This window comes from Stenotrophomonas sp. STEN033, assembly GCF_056856655.1.
This window is the reverse complement of record NZ_JBXFWM010000041.1, coordinates 1-24,059: the sequence shown is the minus strand read 5'-3', so window position 1 is coordinate 24,059 and position 24,059 is coordinate 1. Positions and strand designations below refer to the sequence as shown.

Genomic DNA, 24,059 nt, shown 5'->3' with positions numbered 1-24,059 from the left:
GGAACAAGGGAGACGAAGCGAAGGCGCGCATGCGCAGCGCCAATGACGGCGCTACGGCTGCTGCTCAAAGCTCCCTACGCCGGTGCAAACCGGATCAGGTTCCAAGGGACTCTCTCAGCCTGGCAAATCCAGGCACCCCCGCTTCAGGCCGCCATTTCACTACAAATGCGAATGATTTGCGAGTCGGGCCGCTTCAGGCGGCGGCGTGCAGGGCCTGCAGCAAGGCTCGGCCGTGGTGACTGGCGAACCATTCGGGGTGGCCGAGCATGAATGGCTGCCAGGCGACATCGGCATTGGCGGTGGAACCGGTGATGCCTTCGAAATACTCCACTTCGGACAGTGCAAAGTCGAAATGCACCATTGGCAGCAGATCGGCAAGCAGGTGGACCCGCTCGGCCGACAATGGCAGTACTTCGCGGTAGCCGTCGAGCAGGGCCAGTGCGATATCGGTACGTACCGCTTCGGCGCCGCGCTCCAGTTCCAGCCAGGCCACCGCATTGCGTTCGATGGCGGTGGCCAGGTCGAACAGGGCGCTGGTGGGGGAGGCCAGGCCGAAATCGAGCACGGCGCTGACCTGCATCGCGTTGTCGTCATGGCCCCACAGCAGGTTGGAGACATGCCAGTCGTTGTGCGCCCACAGCGGCGGTTCGGCCTGCAGGCGCGCGGATAGTCCGGTATGCCAGGGCAGGACGCTGCGCTGCAGTTGCTGCTCCCACGGGATGCGGGCCAGGTAGCGCGCCAAGCCGGGGCGATTGTCCAGGTCGGCCTTGAGTGCAGAGATCGGGTCTTCGGCCCTGATCAGCTCATCGCGGGCGACCAAAAGGTGGGTGCTGCGCTGGGGCGCGTGATAACCGGCCGAAGCGCGATGCAGGGTGGCCAGCATGCGGCCGGCGGCGCGTGCGCGTTCGCGCTCGGTCAGCAACGTCCACGACGGGGCGTCGCGGTACAGGTCCTGGCCAGTGGCGACGGCGTGCAGTTCGTAGGTCCAGTCGCCATGTTCGATGGCGGTTGCGCCGTGCTGGTTGCGCAGGAGTTCGGCAACCGGAACCCCTGCATTGGCGAGGTGGGTGATGAACCGGTGCTCCTCCTGCAGACAGGCGGCTGTACGGACCAAGCGATGATGCCGTTTGATGAAGACCTTGCCGTACGGGCCGGAGGCAATCGCGGCGGCCGACATCGGTCGCGGACTATGCCAAAGCAGGGCGCTGCCGGCATCCAGCTGCGGGTAATGATCACATAGCCAAGCCAGTTCAGCCGCATCGATGACGGGCCAGTCAGCGGCCACTTCATCATTGTTGAGGCCTTGCACGCGGTGTGATTGCTGGGTCATCGGAACAGGCTGGAGCAGGTGATGCGGCGGAGGCGCGATGGTACGCCAGCCCCGCCCAAGCTGCAGGCAGCACGCACATGTAGTGCCGAGCGATGCTCGGCAAGAGCTTTACCAGCGTAAAGCTCCCCTCACCCCAACCCCTCTCCCGCAAGCGGGAGAGGGGCTAAAACCGTAGTGCCGAGCCGTGCTCGGCAGGGGCTTTCCCGGTGATGCCCCAGCCGAGCGTGGCTCGGCTCTACAGGGATTGCAGAGCCGACGAAGACAGTCATCCAGCCTATGTGAAAGGAATTGTTAAAAAGCGCTGGCGCAGCCCTGCCGAAGTCTGTATGATTCGCCCACACCGCGGGAATAGCTCAGTTGGTAGAGCGCAACCTTGCCAAGGTTGAGGTCGCGAGTTCGAGTCTCGTTTCCCGCTCCAAATTGGAAAGGGCCCCCTCAGTGGGGTCTTTTCATGTCGAGGTGATGTTGTGCTTCGACGACGCAGTTGTTTGGCCTGGTAGCAGAGTGGTTATGCAGCGGATTGCAAATCCGCGTACGCCGGTTCGATTCCGACCCAGGCCTCCAAGTAGTAAGCACTAAAGCCCTGAGAAATCAGGGCTTTTTTGTTTTCTGCCGCTTGCGCCGAAATCCCGGGATGACCTGTTCAAGCGTGTGCGCTTATCCGCCACTCGCGTTCACGTGGCAAACCCGTGGGGGCATGCGTGCACTGCGTGTACTTGGGTTTGAGCGGCGACATCGTTTGTGCGGTTTGCTTGCCCAGCGCTATGCCTGCAAGCGGGAGGTGAGCGTGTGCGGCGTGGTTTGTTGGGCGCAGGCACTTCGGTCTATGGCACCTACCTTTGTCGACCCTCCGTAACTCAATGGCAAGCCAACTGAGAGTTTTCCGGTTCGTGGTATCCGCAGAACTCGGTAGGCATCCGTCCGCCAAGGTTGTCGGAGGGCTCTCGGCTTTGCATGGGCGCGCCTATCCAAGCGGTCGTACGATGTCCGCTTGAGGTTGCCGGGGCATATGATTGTTTCCAGGATCTCAGTGAAGGCAGTTCAGTAGAGAACGCCATGAAAGTGATTTTTGCTGTGTTGATCTTCAGCTGTTGCTCGCAATCAGTTCTCGCCCAAGAAATGGGTCTGTTGCCTCGTGCAGAGGATATCGCGACGGTGATTTCGTCTGAGCTCTCCAGGCAGGCAGAGCGGTCCCTGCCTGTCTTGTCTGCGCGCATCGATGTGGTTGACGCAAAGGCGCTGAAGCACGACTGTTCGCTGGTCTCGCCGGGATTGGTCGACTGCATGGCGTCAGGGAGTTTTGATGGCTTCCTGTATCTGGATGGAAGTGCCACTTCTGTCGCGCCGAGAGCTTTTGACGTGCGGCAAAAGCTTCGTCTCAGCATGATTGAGGGGGCCGGGGCTCTGGTGGATGGCGAGGAGGTTTAGCGCGCGACCGCTCCTTGCCGCGGCTCAGCTGCTTGTGCGCGCTGCGATCTCGACCTCGAGGTGGGCAAATGCACGCCACTCGATGGCTTGCAGCAGTGCGCGATCCGCCAGTGGCAGGGTGTTGCTCAACATGGCTGCACCGAAGTCGCTCAAAACTGCTTCGCCGGTGACCGGGTTCCACAGGATGTTGTGGGCGTACAGGTCGCCGTGCAGTATGCCGCGTGCATGCAGGTGCTTCAGCGCGCCACGGATGCAGCCCAGCAGCCGCTCGGCGATGGTCGGCGTAAAACGCGTATCTGTGGCATAGACATCACGCGTGCAACTGGCAAGGCTGGGTGGGCCGGCCAGATTGATGTAGTCCGGGGGGAGCAGGGGCATCGCCACCGCCAGGCGGCCTTCCGGGTGGCCTTCGACCGTTGCCAGCGGTGCAAGCAGGTAGGGATGCCCGGCGGCGGCCAGGCCGGCAGCCAGTTCCGACTGTGGCGTCCCATCGCTGGTAAATGCCGCCTTGAATACCTTGATGGCCATCGACTGGCCGCTGCATGTGTGGGTGGCGCGATGGATGTGGCCGCTTGTCCCTTCGCCCAGCAGCGCGCCGATCTCCAGTTCGTCGTAGCGGATGGCGTGGTGATGCGCCTCTGCCAATGCAGTCTGCTCGGCGTTTGCAGTCAGTGGATTACCGGCCACCGCCGGCCACGCGAGGTTTGGCAATGCCAGCACGGTCGCGGGAATTTCCTGGAACCGGTTGCTGGCAATGCGCAGCAGCTCCAGTGCCTTGCAATTGCCCAGATCGGGCAAGGTGGTGAGCTGGTTGCAGGAAAGCATCAGTTTCTGCAGCCGCGGCCGCTGTCCCAGCGCAGCGGGCAGTTCAGCCAGCTGGTTGTCGGAGAGGATCAACCAGCGCAGCTGCGCTGGCAGGCTGCGCTCGCTTACCCGGGTAAGCGCGCAAGCCTTGAAGCCGACCATCTCCAGCTGCGCGCAGTCGCCCAGCGCCGTTGGCAGTTGCGTAAACGGGTTGTTGGAGCAGAACAGGATGCGCAGCTTGTGCAGCCGCCGCAGGTCTTCAGGCAGTGAGCTGAGCTGGTTCCCGGAGAGGTCCAGTATTTCCAGAGTGTCAGCCAGTGCAAACAGCGCCTGCGGGAACTCGGTGAGGCCCAGGTTGACCAGCCGGACAGCCTGGGCGCCGGCGAGGGCGCCGTTGTTCAGATCTTCAAGGGTATGCATGCGCGGTGAGTGTAACGAGGCCGGCGGCAATGTCCTATGTGGAAGCGGCGCCAGCCGCGAGGCATGCGGATCAGCAGATGACGCTGCTGCCGGGTGCTTGCGCGTTGCCGGGTGTACGGTTGATGCCGCTCCCGCTGAGCAGGAGCAGCCCTGTCTCATCGAAGTGAGCAGCATTGCGCGCGGGTAGGCATGCTTCGTGGTGTGCTGTACTCCTTCAAGTCGCTCAAGACAGGCTTGTGGCCGTGAAGGCCGCCAGGCCGATGCACAGCAGCATCAGCGCCGCAAACGCCAACGGCTTGATCCGCCATCCGGATGCGTTGCCGCCTGCTTGGCAGGCCGGGCGGGCGCGATGGATGAGATCCAGGGGGTAGTGTTTGGCGGCCATGGTGTCGTCACAGGCATCCATGCAGTTGCCGCATTCGATGCAGCTGTCCGAGCGACCATTGCGGATATCCAGGCCGATCGGGCAGGCCGTCACGCAGGCGCCGCAATCCGTGCAGTCACCCAGATGGGCCGGGCTGAAGTTGGGCATCGCACCGGCAATGGCGGGGTGCGCGGCGCGGAATACGTAGTCGGCGGCAGTGGTTGCATCAAGCAGGCCGCGGGAGCGATGCAGCACGCTGGCGTTGTCCTGATCACGAGGGCCACGCGGCTCACCGCGTGGCGCGTTGTACTGGATGCTGGGGGTGCGTCCATCGCTGATCAGGCGTTGTACGCGGCTGTAAGGGCATAGGTAACTGCAGACCTGTTCATGCAGATACGCCACGTTGGCCCAGGTCGCCAGACCGTAAAAAATGATCCAGAAGCATTCCCAGCCGCTGAGCGTGAGCGTGAATACACCATGCACCAGTCCGCCGATTGGGGTGAAGTAGCCGACGAAGCTGATGCCGGTCCATAGCGCGATGGCTGCCCAGAGCGCGTGCCTCAGCGGGGTTCCCAGTGGCTTTGCCCAGCCTTGGAGATCAGTCAGGCGGGTCAGCCTGCGGAAAAGGCGGGTCAGTACCGTTTGTGGGCAGGCGTAGGTGCACCACAGGCGACCGTACAGGCTGGTGACAAGGCAGAGCAGGGCCAGTGCTGCCAGCGCCAGCCATAGCAGCGGCAGCGACTGCTCGGGTTGCATCGAGATGCCGGCAATCCGGAACTGGCGCGCATCAATGTCCAGCAGCAGCCAGGGTTTGCCATTCCAGTGCAGCCACGGCAGCCCGTAGAACGCCGCCAGCATCATCGTGGTGGTGAACTGGCGGAGCGTATCGCGCTTGCGGGCGGTGCCGGCGCAGGCTTCGCCGATACTGCGCACCGGCTTCATTCGAAGGATTCCTCCGGTTCGCGTGCCGGGCGCAGCAGCAGCGCGGTCACGCCGCAGGCGCACAAGGTGCCGGCCCAGAACATGAAGAATCCCAATGAATAGCCCAGTTCGCGGCTGATGACCTGTCGTGGGAAGCTGATCTGCTGCAGTTCCAACGGATCGATGAAGGCAAAGAACAACGCCGACATCACGGCAGCGGTGAAGAAGCTGGGCCAGACCACGGCGCCCAGGCGTTGGATCATCGGCAACGAGCGGCGGGTACTGGAGTCGACAGGGCTGGTCATTGAGGATTCCTGGGGGCCTCGTGGCGAAGGAATAGAATGGGCTGTGGCCACTGTGCGGGATGGCGGCAACTGGTGGCCCGGTGTGCAAGGCTAGGGGCTGTGCCGGTGGGCGTCGTTGATCCTGATCAAGCAGGGCACGGCCGGGTGTAGTCGATTCGGGTTAGGTGACAGGAGGTGTGTGGTGCGGGCTGGGCCGGATGTGTGCACGGAGGAAGAGGTCGAGCTGCTGGTACGGCGCTTCTACGCGCGGGTGCGCGAGGACGCGGTGCTGGGGCCGATATTCGAAGCGCGGGTGCACGATTGGGAGGCGCACCTGCAACAGTTGGTGGATTTCTGGTCGGCCCTGCTGCGTGGGACCTCGCGCTTCACTGGCGCGCCGATGCCCAAGCATCTGGCTATTCCCGGACTGGAGTGGCCGATGTTCGAGCGTTGGCTGGGCCTGTTCGCGCAGACCACGGCGGAGCTGGGCAATCCGGCGATGCAGGCGCTGGCCGACGAAGCCGCGGCACGGGTTGCCGGTTCCATCTGGCGCCGCTATCACGCCCCCTCGTTCCCGATACTCTGAACGGCAGGGTGGTTGGCTCCATTCATGAACGGGCCAAATTGATCTAACTCAAGGCAGGGGCATGCGGGCGCAGGCAAGCTGGCGCCATGAACATGCCGCTGCCGACCTCAAATACCCTGGGCTGGACCTTCGATGCAGACCTGCTGCGCCGGCATGATCGGCCAGGGCCGCGCTACACGTCCTATCCAACCGCGCCCCATTTCCATGATGGCTATGGGCAGGCGCAATTCTGTGCGGCGGTGGCGCGCAGCAATGTGGTGGGGCGACCGATGTCGCTGTACGTGCATGTACCGTACTGCAGCAGCCCCTGCTTCTACTGCGGCTGCAACCGCGTCATCAGTCGTGATCGCAGCAAGGGTGAGCGCTACGTCGATCAGCTGCTGGTGGAGGCGGGCGGGTTGGCGCCGCTGTTCGCGCGCGAGCGTGAAGTGGTGCAGCTGCACCTGGGCGGCGGCACGCCCAATTTCCTGGAACCGGCACAGCTGCGCCGCTTGATTGGTGGCTTGCAACAGCTGTTCAACTTCAGCCAGAGCAGCGCACGTGATTTCTCGATCGAGCTGGATCCGCGTTCGGTCAGCGTGGACGACATCGCTGTGCTGGCAGAGCTGGGATTCAATCGCGCAAGTCTGGGTATCCAGGACTTCGATCCGCAGGTGCAGCAGGCGATCAATCGCGTGCAGGCGGTGGATGAAACGATGGCCATCATCCAGGCCTGCCGCGACAACGGTATGCGTTCGGTGAATGTTGACCTGATCTATGGCCTGCCGTTGCAGACGCTGGCCGGCTTCGGCCGAACGCTGGATACCGTGATCGACGCGCGCCCGGACCGGTTGGCGATCTACGGCTATGCGCACCTGCCGCATATGTTCAAGGCGCAGCGGCAGATCCAGGACCGCGACCTGCCTGACCCGGAACAGAAGCTGGCGCTGCTCGGGCTGGCGGTCGAGCGACTGTCGGCGGCCGGTTATCAGTACATCGGCATGGATCACTTCGCATTGCCGGAAGAAGACCTGTCGCGTGCGCAGCGTGCCGGTAGTCTGCACCGCAATTTCATGGGCTATACCACCCATGCCGACAGCGATCTGTTGGGGCTGGGCGTCAGCGCGATCAGTCACATCGACAGCAGCTACAGCCAGAACCCGCGCGATCTCAAGGATTGGGAAGCAAAGATTGCCGAGGGCGGCGTGCCGGTGTGGCGTGGACTGGAGTTGGACAGCGATGACATGCTGCGCGCGGAGCTCATCCAGCAGCTGATGTGCCATGGCAGCGTGGACGGGCACACGCTGGCGCGACGGCATGGCGTGGATTTCGACAGGTATTTCGCCGAGGAGCTGATCGCCTTGCGGCATTTGCAGGACGACGGCCTGGTCAGCTACGGCGACGGCGTGGTCGCCGCCACCGAGCAGGGACGGCCCTTGCTGCGTTTGATTGCGATGTGCTTTGACCGCTATCTGAAAGCCGCGCAGCAGCCTGCGCGCTATTCGCGCGCCATCGGTTGAGACCACGGTGGCGGCGGCGTTTGGCGCCGTCGCCAATCTTCGTGATTCACAATTGGGCCGCGATCAGGCACGCTATTGCGATGCCCGGATGGCGAAACTGGTAGACGCATCGGACTTAAAATCCGCCGGCCGCGAGGCCATGCCGGTTCGATTCCGGCTCCGGGCACCAGTTCGCAACCTCAGGGGATGGCATGAGCGCCGAGATCACCGCCGCGGCAGCGCCGCAGATTGCCATCATCGGGCTGGGCTATGTCGGCCTGCCATTGGCAGTCGAGTTCGGCAAGACGCTCGATACCCTGGGGTATGACATCGATACCGCCCGCGTTGCCGAGCTGCAGGCAGGACACGACCATACGCTGGAACTGGACGACATCGAGTTGAGTGCGGCGCTACATGCGCGCTATACCGCCGACAAGGCCGAGCTGGTCGCTCGCAATGTGTTCATCGTCACCGTGCCGACGCCGATCGACGCCTACGAGCAGCCGGATCTGGCCCCGCTGCGCAGTGCCAGTGCGTTGATCGCTGGTGTGCTCAAACGCGGTGATCTGGTGATCTACGAATCCACCGTGTATCCGGGTACCACTGAGGAAGTCTGCGTGCCCTTGCTGGAACAGGGTTCCGGGCTGCGTTTCAACGAAGATTTCTATTGCGGCTACAGCCCGGAACGGATCAATCCGGGTGACCGTCAGCGTCGCCTGCCGGATATCAGGAAAATCACCTCCGGTTCCACCCCAGAGGCCGCTGCGGTGGTGGATGCCTTGTACCGGCGCATCATCACCGCCGGCACCTGGCCGGCGTCGTCGTTGCGTGTGGCCGAGGCGGCCAAGGTGGTGGAGAACATCCAGCGTGATGTGAATATCGCACTGGTCAACGAGCTGGCGCTGATCTTCGACAAACTCGGCATCGATACCCTGGATGTATTGGAAGCAGCGGGCACCAAATGGAACTTCCTGCCGTTCCGGCCCGGCATGGTCGGTGGCCATTGCATTGGCGTTGATCCTTACTACCTGCTGCATAAATCCGAGAGCGTGGGTTACCACCCGGATCTGATCCATACCGCGCGGCAGGTCAACAACCGTGTGGTGGCGCATGTGGTCAGCCGCGTGCGCGGCTTGCTTGAAGAACGGAACAAGCCGCTGCAGAAGGCGCGCGTGCTGGTGCTTGGGGTGACCTTCAAGGAGGATTGCCCGGACCTGCGCAACAGCCGCGGGCTGGACCTGGTACAGATGCTGGCCGCGGCCGGCGCGCAGGTGGATGCCTTTGATCCCTGGGCCGATCCGCGCAGTGCGCATGACATGGGCGATGTGGAACTGGTGAAGGCACCGAAGCGGGGTGTTTATGATGCGGTGGTGTTGGCCGTGGCGCATCAACAGTTCCGTGCCTTCGACGAAGCGCAGATCCGTGCCCTCGGTGTGCCGGACATGGTGGTCTACGATGTGAAATCAGCCTGGCCGAGGCAGCTGGTGGACGACCGGTTGTAGAATCCGCCATCCGTGTAGGTCGAGGACGGTAATGCATCGTTATCTGGTTTATGTGCTGGCGTTGATTCTGCTGCCGGTGTCGTTGGCGCTGGCTACCCATTGGCCTGCCTGGTATTGGGGGGTCGGCCTGTTCGGATTGATGGCCTTGCTGGGCACCTGGGATGTGCTGCAGCGCCGCAGCGTGCTGCGCCGCAACTATCCGGTGTTGGCGCATTTCCGCTACGGCTTTGAATCCATCGGCCCGGAAATCCGCCAGTACTTCGTGCAGAGCGATCTGGAAGACGTGCCGTTCTCGCGCCAGCAGCGCCAGCTGATCTACCAGCGCTCGCGCAACGAGATGGACGTGGTGCCGTTCGGTACCCTGCGCAGCGCCTATGCGGTGGACTACGAATGGATCAACCATTCGCTGTCGCCCACCACCATCGCCCACCATGACTTCCGTGTGCTGATCGGCCCAGACTGCGCCAAGCCCTATTCGGCCAGTGTGTTCAACATCTCGGCGATGAGCTTTGGTTCCTTGTCGGCCAATGCGATCCGCGCGCTGAACAAGGGCGCCAAGCTGGGCGGCTTCTGCCACGACACCGGCGAAGGTTCCATTTCGCCCTACCACCGCGAGAACGGTGGCGACCTGGTCTGGGAAATCGGTTCGGGCTATTTCGGTTGCCGCGACGAGAACGGCCGCTTCAGCGAGGCCCGTTTCGTCGAGAACGCCAGCTCCGATCAGGTCAAGATGATCGAGATCAAGCTGTCGCAGGGGGCCAAGCCCGGCCACGGTGGTGTGCTGCCAGCGGCCAAGGTCAGCGCCGAGATCGCCGCGACGCGCGGTGTGCCGATGGGCGTGGACTGCGTATCACCTTCCAAGCATTCGGCATTCTCCACACCGATCGAGCTGCTGCAGTTCGTCGCCCGTCTGCGTGAGCTGTCCGGCGGCAAGCCGGTGGGTTTCAAGCTGGCCATCGGTCATCCCTGGGAATGGTTTGGCATTGCCAAGGCCATGCAGGAAACCGGGCTGCTGCCCGATTACATCGTCGTTGATGGTGCCGAAGGTGGCACCGGTGCGGCGCCGGCCGAGTTCATCGACCATGTTGGCGTGCCGATGAACGAGGCGCTGATCCTGGTCCATAACACCCTGGTCGGCCTGGGCCTGCGTGACCGTATTCGCCTGGGTGCGGCCGGCAAGGTCACCACGGCCTTCGACATCGCCCGCACCATCGCGCTGGGCGCGGACTGGTGCAATGCCGGACGTGGCTATATGTTCGCGTTGGGCTGCATCCAGTCGCTGAGCTGCCACAACGACAAATGCCCGACCGGCATCGCCACCCAGGACCCGAGCCGCTGGCGTCACCTGGAGCCGGTCGACAAGGGCCAGCGCGTGTTCAATTACCACCAGAACACCATGCGCGCGCTGCGTGACCTGCTGGGTGCGGCAGGCCTGCATGATCCTTCCGAACTGGGCCCGGAGCACATCCTGCGCCGGGTATCGCCGGTGGAGATCCGCTCGTTGGCCAGCCTGTACCGCTATCTCGGGCCGGGCGAATTGTTGAACAAGGTGCCCGAGCACACCGTGTTCCGCGAGTATTGGGCCGAGGCGCGCAGTGATTCGTTCACCCCGCCGGCCCGCATTGCGGCGCTGCGTACCAGCAAGATGCGCTGAGCGCCCCTGCGGGTGATTTTGTGGGAGCGGCGTGAGCCGCGAAGCCCGCGGCGATGAAGCCGCGGGTTTCGTTGCAATCGGATTGATCCTTGGCTTCGCGGCTTGCGTCGCTCCTGCAAGCTGCGGCGTTACCGGTAAGGTCCCTGCCGACCATGGGTCGGCACTACAACCAGCGGATTACACCTTCTGCGGCGCGCAGGCCGCTGGCATAGCAGGCGGTCAGCAGGTAGCCGCCGGTGGGGGCTTCCCAATCCAGCATCTCACCCGCGCAGAAAACGCCAGGTTGTGCGGTGAGCATCAGTCCGTCATCCAGTGCCTCCAGTCGCACACCACCCGCTGTGCTGATGGTTTCGGCCATCGGACGTGCCCGCAGCAACTGCAAGGGCAGGCGCTTGAGCGTGCGCGCGACGGCTGCCAGATCATTGCCGGCATCCTTGCCCAGTACTTCAAACAACAACCCGGCCTTGGCGGCGTCCAAACCGGCAGCGCGGCGCAGGTGCTCGCCAAAGCTGCGGCCCTTGCGTGCGCGGCCCAGGTCGGCGAGCAGGCGTGCTTCGTCGCGGCCGGGCACCAGATCCAGCTCCAATGTCACCGCGCCGTCGCGATTGAGGGTTTCGCGCAGGTCGGCGGCCAGTGCGTAGATCAGGCTGCCTTCAATGCCGTACTGACTGACCACGCATTCGCCCTGCAGCGACTGCGCGTGCCCTTGCAGATCGGTCCACTGCGCAACCACCGGTTTGATCGGTGCACCGGCATGGCGGTCGCGGAAATGGGTAGTCCAATCGATGTCGAAGCCGCAGTTGGCTGGCTGTAGAGGTGCCGTATCTACGCCGCGCTGCTGCAGTACCGGCATCCAACTGCCGTCGGAGCCCAGCTCCGGCCAGCTACCGCCGCCCAGCGCCAATACCGTGGCATCTGCGCGAACAGCGATTTCGCCATCGGCGGTGGCCATGCGCAGGCTGCCGTCCGGGTTCCAGCCCAGCCAACGGTGCTGCACGTGGAAACGCACGCCTTGTTCCTTCAGCCGGCGCACCCAGCCGCGCAGCAGCGGCGCGGCCTTGCGGTCCACCGGGAATACGCGACCGGAACTGCCGACATAGGTTTCCACGCCAAGACCCTGCGCCCAACGGCGAAGGGCATCGGCATCAAAGCCGTCCAGCCAGGTCGCTACGGCGGACTGGCGTTCGCGGTAACGGCTGTCGAACAGCGGGCGCGGGTCGGAATGGGTGAGGTTGAGCCCGCCCTTGCCGGCGATCAGGAACTTGCGCCCGGGCGAGCCCTTGGCCTCGTACAGGTTGACCGCCACCCCGGCCGCGCGAAGGCGTTCGGCGGCGAACAGGCCGGCCGGGCCGCCGCCAATGACGGCAACCGTCTTGTCAGCGAGGTTTGACATCAAGCAGTTCTACATCGAAGACCAATGAGGAACCGGCCGGGATCGGGCCAACGCCGCGGTTGCCATAGCCGTACTCAGCCGGAATCATCAGGGTGCGTTTGCCGCCGACCTTCATGCCGACCACGCCTTCGTCCCAGCCGCGGATGACCTGCTTTTCGCCAAGGTTGAAGCTGAACGATTCGCCGCGATCCACCGAGCTGTCGAACTTCTCGCCATGCTTGTCAGGCTTGCGCTCGTCGTAGATCCAGCCGGTGTAATGCACGCTGACCTTGCTGCCTGCGACCGCTTCGGCGCCGGTGCCGGGCACGGTGTCGATCTGCTCGAATTTGGCGATGGTGCCGCCCGGCGGTGGGCCCGGCGGGGTGCAGCCGGCGGCCAACAAGGACAGCAGCAGCGGGATGAACAGACGGCGCATGGCGCGCTCCGTTGGAAAGGGGCGTGCAGGGTAGCGCATCGCTGCCGGGTATCATGGCGGCATGGCCAAATTGCTGCTCAATCTACGTAATGTCGGCGACGACGAAAGCGCCGAGGTCGGCGAACTGCTCGACCGCAACGGCATCGCTTGGTACCGCACCGAAGCCAGCCCCTGGGGCATTTCCAGTGGCGGCATCTGGCTGCGCGACAACGACGACCAACCCCGCGCGAAGGCCTTGATGGCGACCTATCAGGCTGAACGCGGGCAACGGGTGCGTGAAGAGCGGGAGGCGGCGCTGCGGGATGGCAGCGCCGAGACGTTCGGTTCGATGTTGCGGAGTCGGCCGTTGTTCGTGGTGGCGGTGCTGCTGGGCATGGTGGTTGTCTCGGCCCTGGTGTTGCTGCCGTATTTCCTGCTGCGGGGGTGATGGCTCTCAGCTCCCTGCCTTGCTCCGCAGGGGTTGGGGAGGGTTAGCGGGGGGCTTTTGGGTCTTTCGGGCATTGCCAGCTTCGCGGCTTACGCCGCTCCTACAAATCCCGTTCACGTATCGGCGGAGGCTTCACCTGTAGTGCCGACCCATGGTCGGCTGAGGCTTGACCGGGAACGCCCCTGCCGAGCATGGCTCGGCACTACACTCCCTCCCTTTGCCACAGGCAAGGGGAGGGCTGGGGAGGGGTTGGTTTTTGTGCTGTTTGTGGATTGCCAGCTTCGCGGCTAACGCCGCTCCTACAACGGCTGGGGGCCGCTCGTTTAAACTATGCCCATGATCGTCAATACCGCTGCCTACCTCTTCGTCCCGCTGGCTGATGCCGAAGCCTTGACCGCCACCTTGCATGAACGCGCAAAGGCGCTGGAGTTGCGCGGCACCATCCTGATCGCCGAAGAAGGCATCAACCTGTTCCTGGCCGGTAGCAGCGAAAGCATTGATGGCTTCTACAGCCAGCTCAAGGCCGATGCGCGCTTCGCCGACATGCGCATCAAGTACAGCCACAGCCAGATGCAGCCGTTCGCCAGGTTGAAGGCCAAGTTCAAGCCGGAAATCATCAGCTTCCGCCGTGACGATGGCCAGCCGCTGGATTACCCGCGCGCGCCCAGCGTGGCCCCGGCCACCGTGCAGCGTTGGCTGCGGCAAGGCCACGATGATGACGGCAAGCGCGTGGTGATGCTGGATACCCGCAACTGGCAGGAGTTCGCCCACGGCACCTTCGCGGGGGCGTTGACCCTGCCGATCGCCAAGTTCACCGATCTGCCGGCCGCGCTGGAGCCGCACCGTGAGTCACTGGCCGATGCCACCGTGGTCAGCTTCTGCACCGGCGGCATCCGTTGTGAAAAGGCCGCGCTGTGGATGCAGAACGACGGCATGCACAACGTGCTGCAGCTTGAAGGCGGCATCCTCGGTTACTTCGAGGAAGTGGGTGGTGAAGGCTACGACGGCCGTTGTTTCGTGTTTGATGAACGCGTAGCGCTGGATGCACAGCTGCAGCCGCTGGTGGACCGGCAGGACGACGTCCAGGCCTGATCCAGGCCCAGGACCACGCCCACGCCCACGCTCGGATGGGGGCGTGGGAAACAGTGTCCCGGCGCGCGCCGTGTTGCGCGCATGGAGAATGCAGGGACCAGCCCCATGTCCTTTGCATCGTCCATGGAGACCGCAGAATGATTCCCCTTTCCATCCTTGATCTGGCCCCGGTCTGCGAGGGTTCAACCCCGCAGCAGGCCTTCGCCAACATGCTGGAATTGGCCCAGCATGCCGACCGCTGGGGCTATCACCGCTATTGGCTGGCCGAGCACCACAACATGCCGGGCATCGCCAGTGCGGCAACCTCGGTGCTGATCGGGCACGTGGCCGGCGGCACCTCGCGTATCCGTGTGGGTGCCGGCGGGGTGATGTTGCCCAACCATTCGCCATTGCAGGTGGCCGAGCAGTTCGGCACGCTGGCGTCGTTGTATCCGGATCGCATTGATCTCGGTCTGGGGCGCGCACCTGGTACCGACCAGCCGACTGCGCGCGCATTGCGTCGCTATTTCGACAGCGCCGACCAGTTCCCGGAGGATGTGGCCGAGCTGTTGCATTACTTTGCACCGGTGCAGCCGGGGCAATCGGTACAGGCCGTGCCCGGTGGTGGCATTGCGGTGCCGGTGTGGTTGCTGGGCTCCAGTCTGTTCAGTGCGCGTTTGGCGGCGGCGATGGGCCTGCCGTTCGCGTTCGCCTCGCACTTCGCCCCGGATGCCATGGATGAGGCGCTGACGCTGTATCGCCGCGATTTCCGTCCTTCCGAGCACTTGCAGGCGCCTTACGCGATTCTGGCGTTGAATGTGGTTGCCAGTGATTCGGAGGCCGAATCCAAGCGCCTGTTCACCAGCCAGCAGCAGGCATTCGTCAATCTGCGACGCGGTACGCCGGGACGGATTCCGGCACCGGTGGATGACATCGAAGCGTTCTGGGCGCCGCATGAGAAGGCCGGTGTCGAACGTGCGTTGGCCTGCAGCATCGTCGGTGATGCGGCACAGGTGGCCGAAGGGCTGGTGGCCTTCGTCGAGCGCCATCGTCCGGATGAAATGATGTTGGCCGCCAATATCTACGATCCGGCCGCGCGGCTGCGTTCGTTCGACCTGGCCATGCAGGCCTGGCAGCGGGTGGCGGCGTAAGCCGTTTGCCCCCTCCCTTTGGCGTAGCCAAGGGGAGGGCTGGGTAGAGGGGGGGGCTTTTTTGCGGGTAAAGCCTCTGCCGAGCATGGCTCGGCACTACGCTTCTGCTCCCTCCCTTTGGCGTAGCCAAGGGGAGGGCTGGGGAGGGGTGCTTTTTTGCCTGTAAAGCCTCTTGCCGAGCATGGCTCGGCACTACCGACTGCCGGGGGCAGTCAACTGGTCAGGCGCTGGAACAATGCGATGCTTTCGCTGATCAGCTGGCCAGAGCCAAATCCGAAGAACAGGCCGGCAGCAATCGCTGCCACCCAGTTGAACGCCATCAGCGCGCCATCGCGCTCGATCAGTGCCAACGCGAACAGCAGCAACTGGAAGCCGAACAGGTAGTTGGTGAACGGGATCGGCAGCGACAGCAGCAGGCCGACCAGCAGCAGCAGGACGCCGCTGAGCATGCGTGCCGGCAATGGCGCGATCAGTACGGCCAGGCGCGGCTTCAACATCCGGTCCAGGCGTTGCAGCGGTCGGCTGATCTTGCTCAGGAACTTGTGCACGGTGCTGCGCTTGGGGCCGCGCCGGGCAATGAACCCCGGCAGCCAGGGGCGTGACATGCCGAACAGCAGCTGGCTGCCGATCAGGAAGACCAGGGGGCTGCTGACCGCGCCGCCGATGCCCGGGATCGGAATGAAAGCCGGCAGGATGGCGATGAACAGAAAGACGCCAAAGGCGCTTTGGTCCAGGCCTTGCAGCACCTTGCCCAAGGGCAGGTGCTCATCCGGATCGCCGCGCTCAAACATCGCCAGCAGGGTACGGATGCCTTCGTTGCGATAACCGCCGTTTTCTGTGCTGGCAGCGTCCGGCGCAGCGCCGTCCGGATCAACCGGTGGTGTCATCAGCGTCTTCTTCCGGCAGCCGGCGCAGCAGCAGCTTGTCGATGCGCGCACCGTCCAGGTCGACGATTTCGATGCGCCAGCCGGCCCAGTCGAAATATTCGCCCGCGTGCGGAATGCGACCGAAATAGTGCATGCACATGCCGGCCAGCGTGTAGTAATCGCCTTCCTCTGCGTCGGGCAACTCGGCGCCGTTCATCAGCTCCTGCAGGTCATCCACCGGCAGCGAGCCGTCCACCAGCAGCGAGCCGTCCTCGCGGGTCACCACCAGGGCGTCATCGTCGGTGTTTTCGGTCGCCTGCAGGCGACCGACCACGGCACCCATCAGGTCGGAGATGGTGACCAGGCCCTGGATTTCGCCGTATTCGTCCACCACCAGCGCCATTGACTGGTGCTCTTCGCGGAAGATTTCCAGCAGCTTCATTGCATGGGTGGACTCGGAGACGTACAGGGTCTCGCGCAGGTTCTCGAACAGGCTGTGGCTGCCGCCGCTGAGACGGGTGACCAGGCTCTTGACCTCGAGGATGCCAGCGATGTCCTGGTCATTGCCCCGGTATACCGGATAGCGCGAGAACGCGTGCTCACGCATGGCGTGCAGGTTCTTCTCGGGGTCGGCGGTGGTGTCCAGCCAGGCAATGCGGTTGCGTGGGGTCATCAGGCTGTCGGCGGTACGGTCGCCAAGACGCATGACGCGGTTCATCATGTCGCGCTCGTGGCTGTCGATGACGCCCTGCTCGTGGCTTTCTGCCACCAGCATGCGGATCTCCTCTTCACTGACCGAGGCCGATTCGGTCTTGCCCAGGCCGAGCAGGCGCAGTACCAGCCGGGTGGAGTGCGACAGCAGCCAGACGCCGGGGGCGGCGATACGGGCCAGCCAGCTCATCGGCACCGCGACAATGCCGGCGATGTCTTCGGAGCGGGTCAGTGCGACGCGTTTGGGTACGAGTTCGCCGAAGATCAGTGTCAGATAGGTGATCAGTGCGACCGCCAAGGTCTTACCGATGAACTCCGACCAGGGCTGGGTGGCACCAAACAGCGAGAAGTTGGCCGACAACGCAGGGAACAAGGCCTGCAGCTGCTGGGCGATGGCGCCGCCGATGGCGTCGCCGCCGTACACGCCGGTCAGGATGCCGATCAGGGTAATGCCGATCTGCACCGTGGAAAGGAAGTTCTCGGGCTTTTCCGACAGGGCCAGCGCGCGGGCGGCGCGCTTGCTGGAGCTGGCCAGCTGCTTGAGGCGGCTCTTGCGCGAGGTCATGACCGACATCTCGGACATGGCAAAGAACCCGTTCAGCAGAATCAGGGCAAGTACGATGAAAAATTCAAACACGGGTCTCTCCCCGGGTTGGTGGCAGGGAGGGCGGGTGCTTGCGGTGGCGGCGGCCGCTCAGGGGCGGGATCCGGCGCTGTGGCGGGGGATAAGGGTCGTCGTCCATAGGGTGCGCCACGAAGGCGCTGGGCAATCTTAGCAAACCCGGCGGGCCAGGTACGCCCGGCCGTTCACATTTCGGGGCCAAAAAACACGGTGGGAATACCCTGAATGCCATCAAACCGTCATAATTCGCCCTTGGTGCCGTCCCTCCCGCGACGGCGAATAGGCTCCCCATGTTTTCGTTGCAGACCATCTTTGGCTCCGGCAAGCAGTTCTATACCTACCTCGACGAGGCCGCGCAGGCCGCCTATGACGGTGCCAAGGCACTGCACAGCATGATGCGCGAGGCCGATCGTCAGCCGGCGCTGGATGCGTTCAAGCTCGCCCGTCTGCGCGAACGCGCCGCCTCGGACAAGATCAGCCAGGCGCTGGTCGACAGCTTCATGACCCCGATCGAGCGCGAGGACATCGAGGCGCTGGGTTCGGCGCTGTACAAGATCCCCAAGCAGATCGAGAAGTTCGCCGATCGCTATTCGCTGGCTGTGCAGCATCTGGACCAGATCGATTTCGCCCCGCGCGCGGCGATGCTGGAGCAGGCCGCAGGCGTGGTGGTGGAGATGGTCAACGACCTGCGCCACATGAACCTGGACCGCATGACCGCGCTCAACGAGAAGCTGCGTTCGCTGGAAAACGAAGCTGACCGCTTGATGCTGGAGTTGTACCGCGACATCTACTCCGGTCGCCTGGACAACCTGCAGATGTTCCTGCTCAAGGAATTCTTCGAGATCCTGGAAAAGGCCATCGACCGTTGCCGCGAAGCCGGCGTGGTGGCTTACCAGATCGTGCTCAAGAACAGCTGACGGGGACGCTCTATGCTCACCCTCGTCCTGGTGGTGATTCTGGCCGCGCTCGTCTTCGAGTTCATCAACGGCTTCCACGACACCGCCAATTCCATTGCCACCGTGGTGGCAACCAAGGTCCTGTCGCCCGGTTGGGCGGTGATGTTGGCTGCTTTCATGAACCTGATCGGCGCGCTGACCGGCACCGCCGTCGCGCTGACCATCGCCAATGGTCTGCTCAACACCGACGTGGTCGATGTGACTCCGCAGGTGATCCTGTGCGCGCTGCTGGGTGGCATCGTCTGGAACCTGATCACCTGGTGGAAGGGCCTGCCGTCCTCCTCCTCGCATGCCCTGATTGGTGGCCTGTGTGGCGCCGGTCTGGCCGCTGCGCATAACAATTGGGATGCGCTGATCTGGTCGCAGAACCTCGGCAACTGGGCGCAGAACAAGGGCCTGTTGTGGAAGGTGTTCGTGCCGATGATCACCTCGCCGATCGCCGGCTTCCTGCTCGGCGTGGTGGTGATGTGCCTGTTGTGGGCGATCATCGCCGGCATGGCCCGCGTGGGCGGCATGCTTGGCCGGCTGGCGCGTCCGCGCTGGGTCAATGCCTTTTTCGGCAAGGCGCAGATCGTCTCGGCGGCGTACATGGGCTTTGCCCACGGCCATAACGATGCGCAGAAGACCATGGGCATCATCGCCATGACCTTGATCGGTGCCGAGGCAACCGGCGCACTGAATGACCTGCCGTCGTGGCTGGCCTTCATGCACCCGGATGCCCACGGCGGCGACGGCATCGCCATGTGGATCGTGCTGACCTGTGCGGTGGTGATGGCCGCCGGTACCGCTTCGGGCGGCTGGAAGATCATCAAGACCCTGGGGCACAAGATGGTCAAGCTGCACCCGATCCACGGCTTTGCCGCGGAGACCAGTTCGGCCACCATCCTGACCTTGGCTGCGCACTTCGGCATGCCGGTCTCGACCACCCACAGCATCTCCACCGCGATCATGGGCGTTGGTTTTGCCAAGAACCCGCGGTCGCTGCGCCTGGGTGTGATCGAACGCATCCTGTGGGCCTGGATCCTGACGATCCCGGCGGCAGGCGGCTGTGCTTACCTGATCCTGCGCCTGTTTGAAATGGTGGGCTGGAACTGAGTCAGTCGGTTCGTAGTCTGCAGACAAAAACCCGCCAGTGATGGCGGGTTTTTTGTTGGGTGGGGCGGGGTGTTGTTGTGTTGTTTGTGGGAGCGGCGTGAGCCGCGAAGCTCGCACACCATCAGGTGGCAAAAGGCCCTGTCTTGTCGGCAATGCCGGCTTCGCGGCTTATGCCGCTCCCACAAAAGAGAAAAATGGCGGCGCGCGGGCAACAAAAAGCCCGCCGGTGAGGGCGGGCTTTTGGCGCAGCGAGATTGCTTGGATCAGGCTTCCAGCGAAGCCAGGTCGCCCTTGCTCTCCAGCCAGCCCTTGCGGTCCGGGGCGCGCTTCTTTGCCAGCAGCATGTCCATCAATGCCGAGGTTTGCTCGCTGTCGTCCACGGTGAGCTGCACCAGGCGGCGCGTATCCGGATGGATGGTGGATTCGCGCAGCTGCGAGGGATTCATCTCGCCCAGGCCCTTGAAGCGGGTGACGCTGACCTGGCCGCGGATCTTCTCGCGCTCGATCTTGTCCAGCAGCGAGCGCTTTTCTTCCTCGTCCAGGGCATAGAACACCTGCTTGCCCACGTCGACGCGGAACAGCGGCGGCATCGCCACGAACACGTGGCCAGCGTCCACCAATGAGGGGAAGTGGCGCAGGAACAGGGCGGTCAGCAAGGTGGCGATATGCAGGCCGTCGGAGTCGGCATCGGCCAGGATCACGATCTTGCCGTAACGCAGCCCGGACAGGTCGTCCTTGCCCGGGTCGCAGCCAATGGCGATGGCCAGGTTATGCACTTCTTCCGAGGCCAGCACGCTGCCCGAGGCGACTTCCCAGGTGTTCAGGATCTTGCCGCGCAGCGGCAGAATGGCCTGGAAGTCCTTGTCGCGGGCCTGCTTGGCGCTGCCGCCTGCCGAGTCGCCCTCCACCAGGAACAGTTCGGTGCGCGACAGGTCCTGGCTGATGCAGTCGGCCAGCTTGCCGGGCAGGGCAGGACCCTGGGTGACCTTCTTGCGGGTGACCAGCTTTTCGGTCTTCAGGCGCGCGCTGGCACGCTCGATGGCGATCTGCGCAATCTTCTCGCCCAGTTCCACGTTCTGGTTCAACAGCAGGCTGAAGGCGTCGTGGGCGGCGCCTTCGACAAAGCCGGCGGCCTGGCGCGAGGACAGGCGTTCCTTGGTCTGGCCGCTGAACTGCGGATCGGTCATCTTCAGTGACAGCACGAAGGAGACGCGGTCCCAGACATCTTCCGGGGCCAGCTTGACGCCGCGCGGCAGCAGGTTGCGGAAGTCGCAGAACTCGCGCAGCGCCTCGGTCAGGCCGGTGCGCAGGCCGTTGGCGTGGGTGCCGTGCTGGGCGGTCGGGATCAGGTTGACGTAGCTTTCCTGCACCAGCTCGCCTTCCGGCAGCCAGGCCACGGCCCAGTCAACGATCTCGGTTTCCTTTTTCAGCGAGCCGGCAAACAGGTCGGCCGGCAGCATTTCACGCTCGCCCAGCTCGGCCTTCAGGTAGTCGCGCAGGCCGTCCTCGTAGTACCAGGTGTCGACTTCGCCGGTGGCTTCGTCGGTCAGCTTCACGGTCAGGCCCGGGCACAGCACGGCCTTGGCGCGCAGCAGGTGGCGCAGCGCACGGACGTTGAACTTGGGTGTGTCGAAGTACTTGGGGTCCGGCCAGAAGCGCAGGCGGGTGCCGGTGTTCTTCTTGCCGACGCTGCCGACCACTTCCAGCGGGCTGGCGCGGTCACCGTCGCGGAAGCTGATGCGGTGCTCGCTGCCGTCGCGGCGGATGTGGATCTCCACCAGCGTGGACAGGGCGTTGACCACCGATACGCCGACGCCGTGCAGACCGCCGGAGAAGGTGTAGTTGCGGTTGTTGAACTTGCCGCCGGCATGCAGCCGGGTCAGGATCAGTTCGACGCCCGGGATCTTTTCTTCCGGGTGGATGTCCACCGGCATGCCGCGGCCGTCGTCGCTGACTTCGCAGCTGCCATCCTTGAACAGGGTGACTTCCACGGTTTTGGCGTGGCCGGCCAGGGCCTCGTCGACCGAGTTGTCGATCACTTCCTGCGCCAGATGGTTCGGGCGGGCGGTGTCGGTATACATGCCAGGACGGCGTTTGACCGGGTCCAGGCCAGAGAGGACTTCGATGTCAGCGGCGTTGTAACGGGCGTTCATGGATCTCGGTAGGGCGCAAATCGACGTGGGAGTGTGCGGTCTGGCGGCGATTTTTGCACGCAGGGCATTCAGGGCCGGGGCAGCTGTGACGCGTTATGCTGTACACGGTTCCTAAACAGGCCCGCCGTGTCTGGCTGGGCAAGCCGAGGAGGTTTTGGATGAAAACATCAAAATTGCTGGCCCTGGGTGTTGTTGTCGCTGCGGTTGCCGCGGTTCCCCTCGTGATGGCGCAGAGCGCTGACAAGGGCAAGGCGGCCGAGGCTGCACAGGCGGCCCCGGTGGACAAGGCGCAGAGCGATGCCGAGCAGAAGGCCAAGCGCCGCGCTGCCGCCGCTGCCCAGGACAAGGCCAAGGCTGACCAGCCGGCGCCGCGTGAAGAAGAGGAAGAGGAAGCCCGTCGCCGTCGCTGACGCGGTTTCCCGGTGTTTCAAGGACGCCCCGGCGCAGGTCGGGGCGTCTTTTTTTTTAATCCGCCGCATCCAGTGCTTGGGTGTTTTGGCGACAACCTTTAAACTAGGGCTTTCCGGGAGGCAGTGAGCCGTGACCCCCCTTATTTTTGTTACCGGTGGTGTGGTGTCCTCGCTTGGCAAGGGCATTGCAGCCGCGTCCCTGGCCTCGATCCTCGAGGCGCGTGGCCTGAAGGTCACCATGATGAAGCTGGATCCGTACATCAACGTCGATCCAGGCACGATGAGTCCCTTCCAGCACGGCGAGGTCTATGTCACCGACGACGGTGCCGAGACCGACCTCGATCTGGGCCATTACGAGCGTTTCGTACATAACCGCCTGAGCCGCAAGAATTCGGTGACCACCGGGCGCATTTACGAGAACGTGATCCGCAAGGAGCGCCGTGGGGATTACTTGGGCGCCACCGTGCAGGTCATTCCGCATATCACCGACGAAATCCGCCGCTGCATCGACGAGGCCACCGAAGGCTTCGACGTGGCGCTGGTGGAAATCGGCGGCACCGTCGGCGACATCGAGTCGCTGCCGTTCCTGGAGGCCATCCGCCAAGTGCGCACCGAGCGTGGCCCGGAGAAGGCGCTGTTCATGCACCTCACCCTGGTGCCGTACATCGGTGCAGCAGGTGAGCTGAAGACCAAGCCGACCCAGCACTCGGTCAAGGAACTGCGCTCTATCGGCATCCAGCCGGACGTGCTGCTATGCCGTTCCGAGCAGGCGATTCCGGATTCCGAGCGCCGCAAGATTTCGCTGTTCACCAATGTGTCCGAGCGTGCGGTGATCAGCGTGCCGGACGTGGAAGTGCTGTACCGCGTGCCGATGGGCCTGCATGCGCAGGGCCTGGACGAGATCGTGGTCAGTCAGCTCAAGCTGGGTGACAAGGCTGGTCCGGCCGACCTGTCCGAGTGGGAGGCAGTGCTGGATGCCGCGTTGCATCCGCTGGACGAAGTCACCATCGCCGTGGTCGGCAAGTACGTCGACCATCAGGATGCGTACAAGTCGGTGGGCGAGGCGCTCAAGCACGGCGGCCTGCGCCAGCGCACCAAGGTGAACCTGAAGTGGCTGGAAGCGCAGGAGCTGGAAGAGTCCGGCCTGTCCGCGCTGGACGGCGTGGACGGCATCCTGGTGCCGGGCGGCTTCGGTGATCGCGGCTTCGAAGGCAAGGTGCTGACCTCGCAGTACGCCCGTGAGCAGAAGGTGCCGTACTTCGGCATCTGCTATGGCATGCAGGCGGCGGTGGTCGATTTCGCCCGTCACGTGGCTGGCCTGGAAGGTGCCAACAGCACCGAAAACGACCGCCAGTCGCCGAATCCGGTGATCGGCCTGATCACCGAATGGCGTACCGCTACCGGTGAGATCGAGAAGCGCGACGAGAAGTCCGACCTGGGCGGCACCATGCGCCTGGGCCTGCAGGAGCAGCGCCTGAAGCCGGGTACCCTGGCCCGTGAGCTGTACGGCAAGGACGTGGTGGCCGAGCGTCACCGCCACCGTTACGAATTCAACAACCGTTACCGCACCCAGTTGGAAGACGCGGGTCTGGTGATCGCTGGCAAGTCGATGGATGACACGCTGGTGGAAGTGGTTGAGCTGCCGCGCGACCAGCACCCGTGGTTCCTGGCCTGCCAGGCACACCCGGAGTTCCTGTCCACCCCGCGTGGCGGCCACCCGCTGTTCATCGGCTTCATCCGCGCCGCACGCGAGAAGAAGGCCGGCGGCAAGCTGTTGCAGGAAGCCCGCGCCTGAAGCGGGCGCCCTGTAGTGCCGAGCCATGCTCGGCAAGGGGCCTTCCCAGGGTAACGAACAGGTAGTGCCGAGCCATGCTCGGCAAGGGGCCTTCCCAGGGTAACGAACAGGTAGTGCCGAGCCATGCTCGGCAAGGGGCCTTCCCAGGGTAACCAACAGGTAGTGCCGAGCCATGCTCGGCAGAGGCTTTACCGGTAATGCCCCATGCCGAGCATGGCTCGGC

At 63.9% G+C, this 24,059-nt stretch carries 21 protein-coding genes, 3 tRNA genes and 1 riboswitch; of the genes, 15 read left to right on the top strand and 9 right to left on the bottom strand.

Going from position 1 to position 24,059, the window contains the following annotated elements; genetic code table 11:
* Positions 1-54: 54 nt before the first annotated feature.
* A riboswitch (TPP riboswitch) is annotated at positions 55-150 on the bottom strand.
* A 43-nt stretch (positions 151-193) separates the two neighbouring features.
* The gene (locus tag AC1VXC_RS13895) at positions 194-1,330 is read right to left on the bottom strand and encodes a phosphotransferase enzyme family protein (protein WP_481539612.1); all 1,137 of its coding nucleotides are present in this window, start codon (positions 1,328-1,330) and stop codon (positions 194-196) included.
* Between the two features lie 342 nt (positions 1,331-1,672).
* Here AC1VXC_RS13895 and AC1VXC_RS13890 point away from each other — a divergent pair.
* The 3 genes from AC1VXC_RS13890 (at position 1,673) to AC1VXC_RS13880 (ending at position 2,758) form a co-directional block, all read left to right on the top strand.
* Positions 1,673-1,748: transfer RNA gene (locus AC1VXC_RS13890), tRNA-Gly, on the top strand.
* 72 nt (positions 1,749-1,820) lie between these two features.
* Positions 1,821-1,894 (top strand) — tRNA-Cys (locus AC1VXC_RS13885).
* 492 nt (positions 1,895-2,386) lie between these two features.
* Complete coding sequence (locus AC1VXC_RS13880; protein WP_313171381.1) at positions 2,387-2,758, top strand: hypothetical protein; 372 nt, start codon at positions 2,387-2,389, stop codon at positions 2,756-2,758.
* Between the two features lie 24 nt (positions 2,759-2,782).
* Here the strand turns inward: AC1VXC_RS13880 and AC1VXC_RS13875 are convergent, their stop codons facing one another.
* From AC1VXC_RS13875 to AC1VXC_RS13865, 3 genes are all read right to left on the bottom strand, one after another.
* Positions 2,783-3,982 carry a leucine-rich repeat-containing protein kinase family protein gene (locus AC1VXC_RS13875; RefSeq protein ID WP_481539756.1) on the bottom strand — a complete coding sequence of 400 codons (1,200 nt, stop codon included), beginning with the start codon at positions 3,980-3,982 and terminating at the stop codon, positions 2,783-2,785.
* 223 nt (positions 3,983-4,205) lie between these two features.
* On the bottom strand, positions 4,206-5,288 hold the full coding sequence (locus AC1VXC_RS13870; RefSeq protein ID WP_313171385.1) for a 4Fe-4S dicluster domain-containing protein: 1,083 nt from the start codon (positions 5,286-5,288) through the stop codon (positions 4,206-4,208).
* Complete coding sequence (locus AC1VXC_RS13865) at positions 5,285-5,572, bottom strand: hypothetical protein (protein WP_313171387.1); 288 nt, start codon at positions 5,570-5,572, stop codon at positions 5,285-5,287. Before AC1VXC_RS13865 ends, AC1VXC_RS13870 begins: the two co-directional genes overlap by 4 nt.
* Positions 5,573-5,753: 181 nt before the next feature.
* Here AC1VXC_RS13865 and AC1VXC_RS13860 point away from each other — a divergent pair, with 181 nt between their 5' ends.
* The 5 genes from AC1VXC_RS13860 to AC1VXC_RS13840 all read left to right on the top strand — a co-directional run bounded on the left by AC1VXC_RS13860 (position 5,754) and on the right by AC1VXC_RS13840 (position 10,771).
* Positions 5,754-6,137: a group III truncated hemoglobin gene (locus tag AC1VXC_RS13860; RefSeq protein WP_481527483.1), complete on the top strand. Its 384-nt coding sequence runs from the start codon at positions 5,754-5,756 to the stop codon at positions 6,135-6,137.
* 86 nt (positions 6,138-6,223) lie between these two features.
* A complete protein-coding gene (gene hemN, locus AC1VXC_RS13855) occupies positions 6,224-7,636 on the top strand; it encodes an oxygen-independent coproporphyrinogen III oxidase (RefSeq protein WP_481539755.1) in 1,413 nt (470 codons plus the stop codon).
* 82 nt (positions 7,637-7,718) lie between these two features.
* Positions 7,719-7,805, top strand: a tRNA-Leu gene (locus tag AC1VXC_RS13850).
* Between the two features lie 22 nt (positions 7,806-7,827).
* A complete protein-coding gene (locus tag AC1VXC_RS13845; RefSeq protein ID WP_313171501.1) occupies positions 7,828-9,117 on the top strand; it encodes a nucleotide sugar dehydrogenase in 1,290 nt (429 codons plus the stop codon).
* Positions 9,118-9,148: 31 nt separating this feature from the next.
* Positions 9,149-10,771, top strand: a complete 1,623-nt coding sequence (locus tag AC1VXC_RS13840; RefSeq protein ID WP_313171503.1) for an FMN-binding glutamate synthase family protein — start codon at positions 9,149-9,151, stop codon at positions 10,769-10,771.
* 163 nt (positions 10,772-10,934) lie between these two features.
* Here the strand turns inward: AC1VXC_RS13840 and AC1VXC_RS13835 are convergent, their stop codons facing one another.
* Positions 10,935-12,164, bottom strand: a complete 1,230-nt coding sequence (locus AC1VXC_RS13835; protein WP_481539754.1) for a TIGR03862 family flavoprotein — start codon at positions 12,162-12,164, stop codon at positions 10,935-10,937.
* On the bottom strand, positions 12,148-12,579 hold the full coding sequence (locus AC1VXC_RS13830) for an FKBP-type peptidyl-prolyl cis-trans isomerase (protein ID WP_481539753.1): 432 nt from the start codon (positions 12,577-12,579) through the stop codon (positions 12,148-12,150). Before AC1VXC_RS13830 ends, AC1VXC_RS13835 begins: the two co-directional genes overlap by 17 nt.
* Before the next feature lie 61 nt (positions 12,580-12,640).
* Between AC1VXC_RS13830 and AC1VXC_RS13825 the strand changes: the two genes are divergently transcribed.
* The 3 genes from AC1VXC_RS13825 (at position 12,641) to AC1VXC_RS13815 (ending at position 15,228) form a co-directional block, all read left to right on the top strand.
* Complete coding sequence (locus tag AC1VXC_RS13825; RefSeq protein ID WP_313171509.1) at positions 12,641-13,006, top strand: DUF6164 family protein; 366 nt, start codon at positions 12,641-12,643, stop codon at positions 13,004-13,006.
* A 336-nt stretch (positions 13,007-13,342) separates the two neighbouring features.
* On the top strand, positions 13,343-14,098 hold the full coding sequence (locus AC1VXC_RS13820; RefSeq protein ID WP_313171906.1) for a sulfurtransferase: 756 nt from the start codon (positions 13,343-13,345) through the stop codon (positions 14,096-14,098).
* Positions 14,099-14,235: 137 nt separating this feature from the next.
* Positions 14,236-15,228 (top strand): LLM class flavin-dependent oxidoreductase, encoded by a 993-nt coding sequence (locus AC1VXC_RS13815; RefSeq protein WP_313171511.1) that lies wholly within the window; start codon positions 14,236-14,238, stop codon positions 15,226-15,228.
* A 212-nt stretch (positions 15,229-15,440) separates the two neighbouring features.
* On the opposite strand, the gene AC1VXC_RS13810 is transcribed toward AC1VXC_RS13815, so the two are convergent.
* Both AC1VXC_RS13810 and AC1VXC_RS13805 read right to left on the bottom strand, forming a co-directional pair.
* The gene (locus tag AC1VXC_RS13810) at positions 15,441-16,115 is read right to left on the bottom strand and encodes an exopolysaccharide biosynthesis protein (protein ID WP_481527475.1); all 675 of its coding nucleotides are present in this window, start codon (positions 16,113-16,115) and stop codon (positions 15,441-15,443) included.
* On the bottom strand, positions 16,099-17,442 hold the full coding sequence (locus tag AC1VXC_RS13805; RefSeq protein ID WP_313171515.1) for a hemolysin family protein: 1,344 nt from the start codon (positions 17,440-17,442) through the stop codon (positions 16,099-16,101). The genes AC1VXC_RS13810 and AC1VXC_RS13805 overlap by 17 nt, the downstream gene beginning before the upstream one ends.
* Before the next feature lie 275 nt (positions 17,443-17,717).
* Here AC1VXC_RS13805 and AC1VXC_RS13800 point away from each other — a divergent pair, with 275 nt between their 5' ends.
* Positions 17,718-18,344 carry a DUF47 domain-containing protein gene (locus AC1VXC_RS13800; protein WP_057628278.1) on the top strand — a complete coding sequence of 209 codons (627 nt, stop codon included), beginning with the start codon at positions 17,718-17,720 and terminating at the stop codon, positions 18,342-18,344.
* A gap of 12 nt (positions 18,345-18,356) precedes the next feature.
* On the top strand, positions 18,357-19,478 hold the full coding sequence (locus AC1VXC_RS13795; RefSeq protein ID WP_481539792.1) for an inorganic phosphate transporter: 1,122 nt from the start codon (positions 18,357-18,359) through the stop codon (positions 19,476-19,478).
* Positions 19,479-19,741: 263 nt separating this feature from the next.
* On the opposite strand, the gene parE is transcribed toward AC1VXC_RS13795, so the two are convergent.
* A complete protein-coding gene (gene parE, locus AC1VXC_RS13790; RefSeq protein ID WP_313494903.1) occupies positions 19,742-21,631 on the bottom strand; it encodes a DNA topoisomerase IV subunit B in 1,890 nt (629 codons plus the stop codon).
* Positions 21,632-21,789: 158 nt separating this feature from the next.
* Here parE and AC1VXC_RS13785 point away from each other — a divergent pair, with 158 nt between their 5' ends.
* Together AC1VXC_RS13785 and AC1VXC_RS13780 are read left to right on the top strand one after the other, a co-directional pair.
* Entirely contained in the window at positions 21,790-22,041 is a 252-nt protein-coding gene (locus tag AC1VXC_RS13785) for a hypothetical protein (protein ID WP_313494902.1), read from the top strand.
* A 130-nt stretch (positions 22,042-22,171) separates the two neighbouring features.
* Positions 22,172-23,836: a CTP synthase gene (locus AC1VXC_RS13780; protein ID WP_481539791.1), complete on the top strand. Its 1,665-nt coding sequence runs from the start codon at positions 22,172-22,174 to the stop codon at positions 23,834-23,836.
* Positions 23,837-24,059: the final 223 nt, after the last annotated feature.

Bases quoted from the DNA above. Each gene is read 5' to 3' on its own strand.
- AC1VXC_RS13895 (WP_481539612.1), bottom strand. From the start codon at position 1,330: ATGACCCAGCAATCACACCGCGTGCAAGGCCTCAACAATGATGAAGTG.
- AC1VXC_RS13880 (WP_313171381.1), top strand. From the start codon at position 2,387: ATGAAAGTGATTTTTGCTGTGTTGATCTTCAGCTGTTGCTCGCAATCA.
- AC1VXC_RS13875 (WP_481539756.1), bottom strand. From the start codon at position 3,982: ATGCATACCCTTGAAGATCTGAACAACGGCGCCCTCGCCGGCGCCCAG.
- AC1VXC_RS13870 (WP_313171385.1), bottom strand. From the start codon at position 5,288: ATGAAGCCGGTGCGCAGTATCGGCGAAGCCTGCGCCGGCACCGCCCGC.
- AC1VXC_RS13865 (WP_313171387.1), bottom strand. From the start codon at position 5,572: ATGACCAGCCCTGTCGACTCCAGTACCCGCCGCTCGTTGCCGATGATC.
- hemN (WP_481539755.1), top strand. From the start codon at position 6,224: ATGAACATGCCGCTGCCGACCTCAAATACCCTGGGCTGGACCTTCGAT.
- AC1VXC_RS13845 (WP_313171501.1), top strand. From the start codon at position 7,828: ATGAGCGCCGAGATCACCGCCGCGGCAGCGCCGCAGATTGCCATCATC.
- AC1VXC_RS13840 (WP_313171503.1), top strand. From the start codon at position 9,149: ATGCATCGTTATCTGGTTTATGTGCTGGCGTTGATTCTGCTGCCGGTG.
- AC1VXC_RS13835 (WP_481539754.1), bottom strand. From the start codon at position 12,164: ATGTCAAACCTCGCTGACAAGACGGTTGCCGTCATTGGCGGCGGCCCG.
- AC1VXC_RS13830 (WP_481539753.1), bottom strand. From the start codon at position 12,579: ATGCGCCGTCTGTTCATCCCGCTGCTGCTGTCCTTGTTGGCCGCCGGC.
- AC1VXC_RS13825 (WP_313171509.1), top strand. From the start codon at position 12,641: ATGGCCAAATTGCTGCTCAATCTACGTAATGTCGGCGACGACGAAAGC.
- AC1VXC_RS13820 (WP_313171906.1), top strand. From the start codon at position 13,343: ATGATCGTCAATACCGCTGCCTACCTCTTCGTCCCGCTGGCTGATGCC.
- AC1VXC_RS13815 (WP_313171511.1), top strand. From the start codon at position 14,236: ATGATTCCCCTTTCCATCCTTGATCTGGCCCCGGTCTGCGAGGGTTCA.
- AC1VXC_RS13810 (WP_481527475.1), bottom strand. From the start codon at position 16,115: ATGACACCACCGGTTGATCCGGACGGCGCTGCGCCGGACGCTGCCAGC.
- AC1VXC_RS13800 (WP_057628278.1), top strand. From the start codon at position 17,718: ATGTTTTCGTTGCAGACCATCTTTGGCTCCGGCAAGCAGTTCTATACC.
- AC1VXC_RS13795 (WP_481539792.1), top strand. From the start codon at position 18,357: ATGCTCACCCTCGTCCTGGTGGTGATTCTGGCCGCGCTCGTCTTCGAG.
- parE (WP_313494903.1), bottom strand. From the start codon at position 21,631: ATGAACGCCCGTTACAACGCCGCTGACATCGAAGTCCTCTCTGGCCTG.
- AC1VXC_RS13785 (WP_313494902.1), top strand. From the start codon at position 21,790: ATGAAAACATCAAAATTGCTGGCCCTGGGTGTTGTTGTCGCTGCGGTT.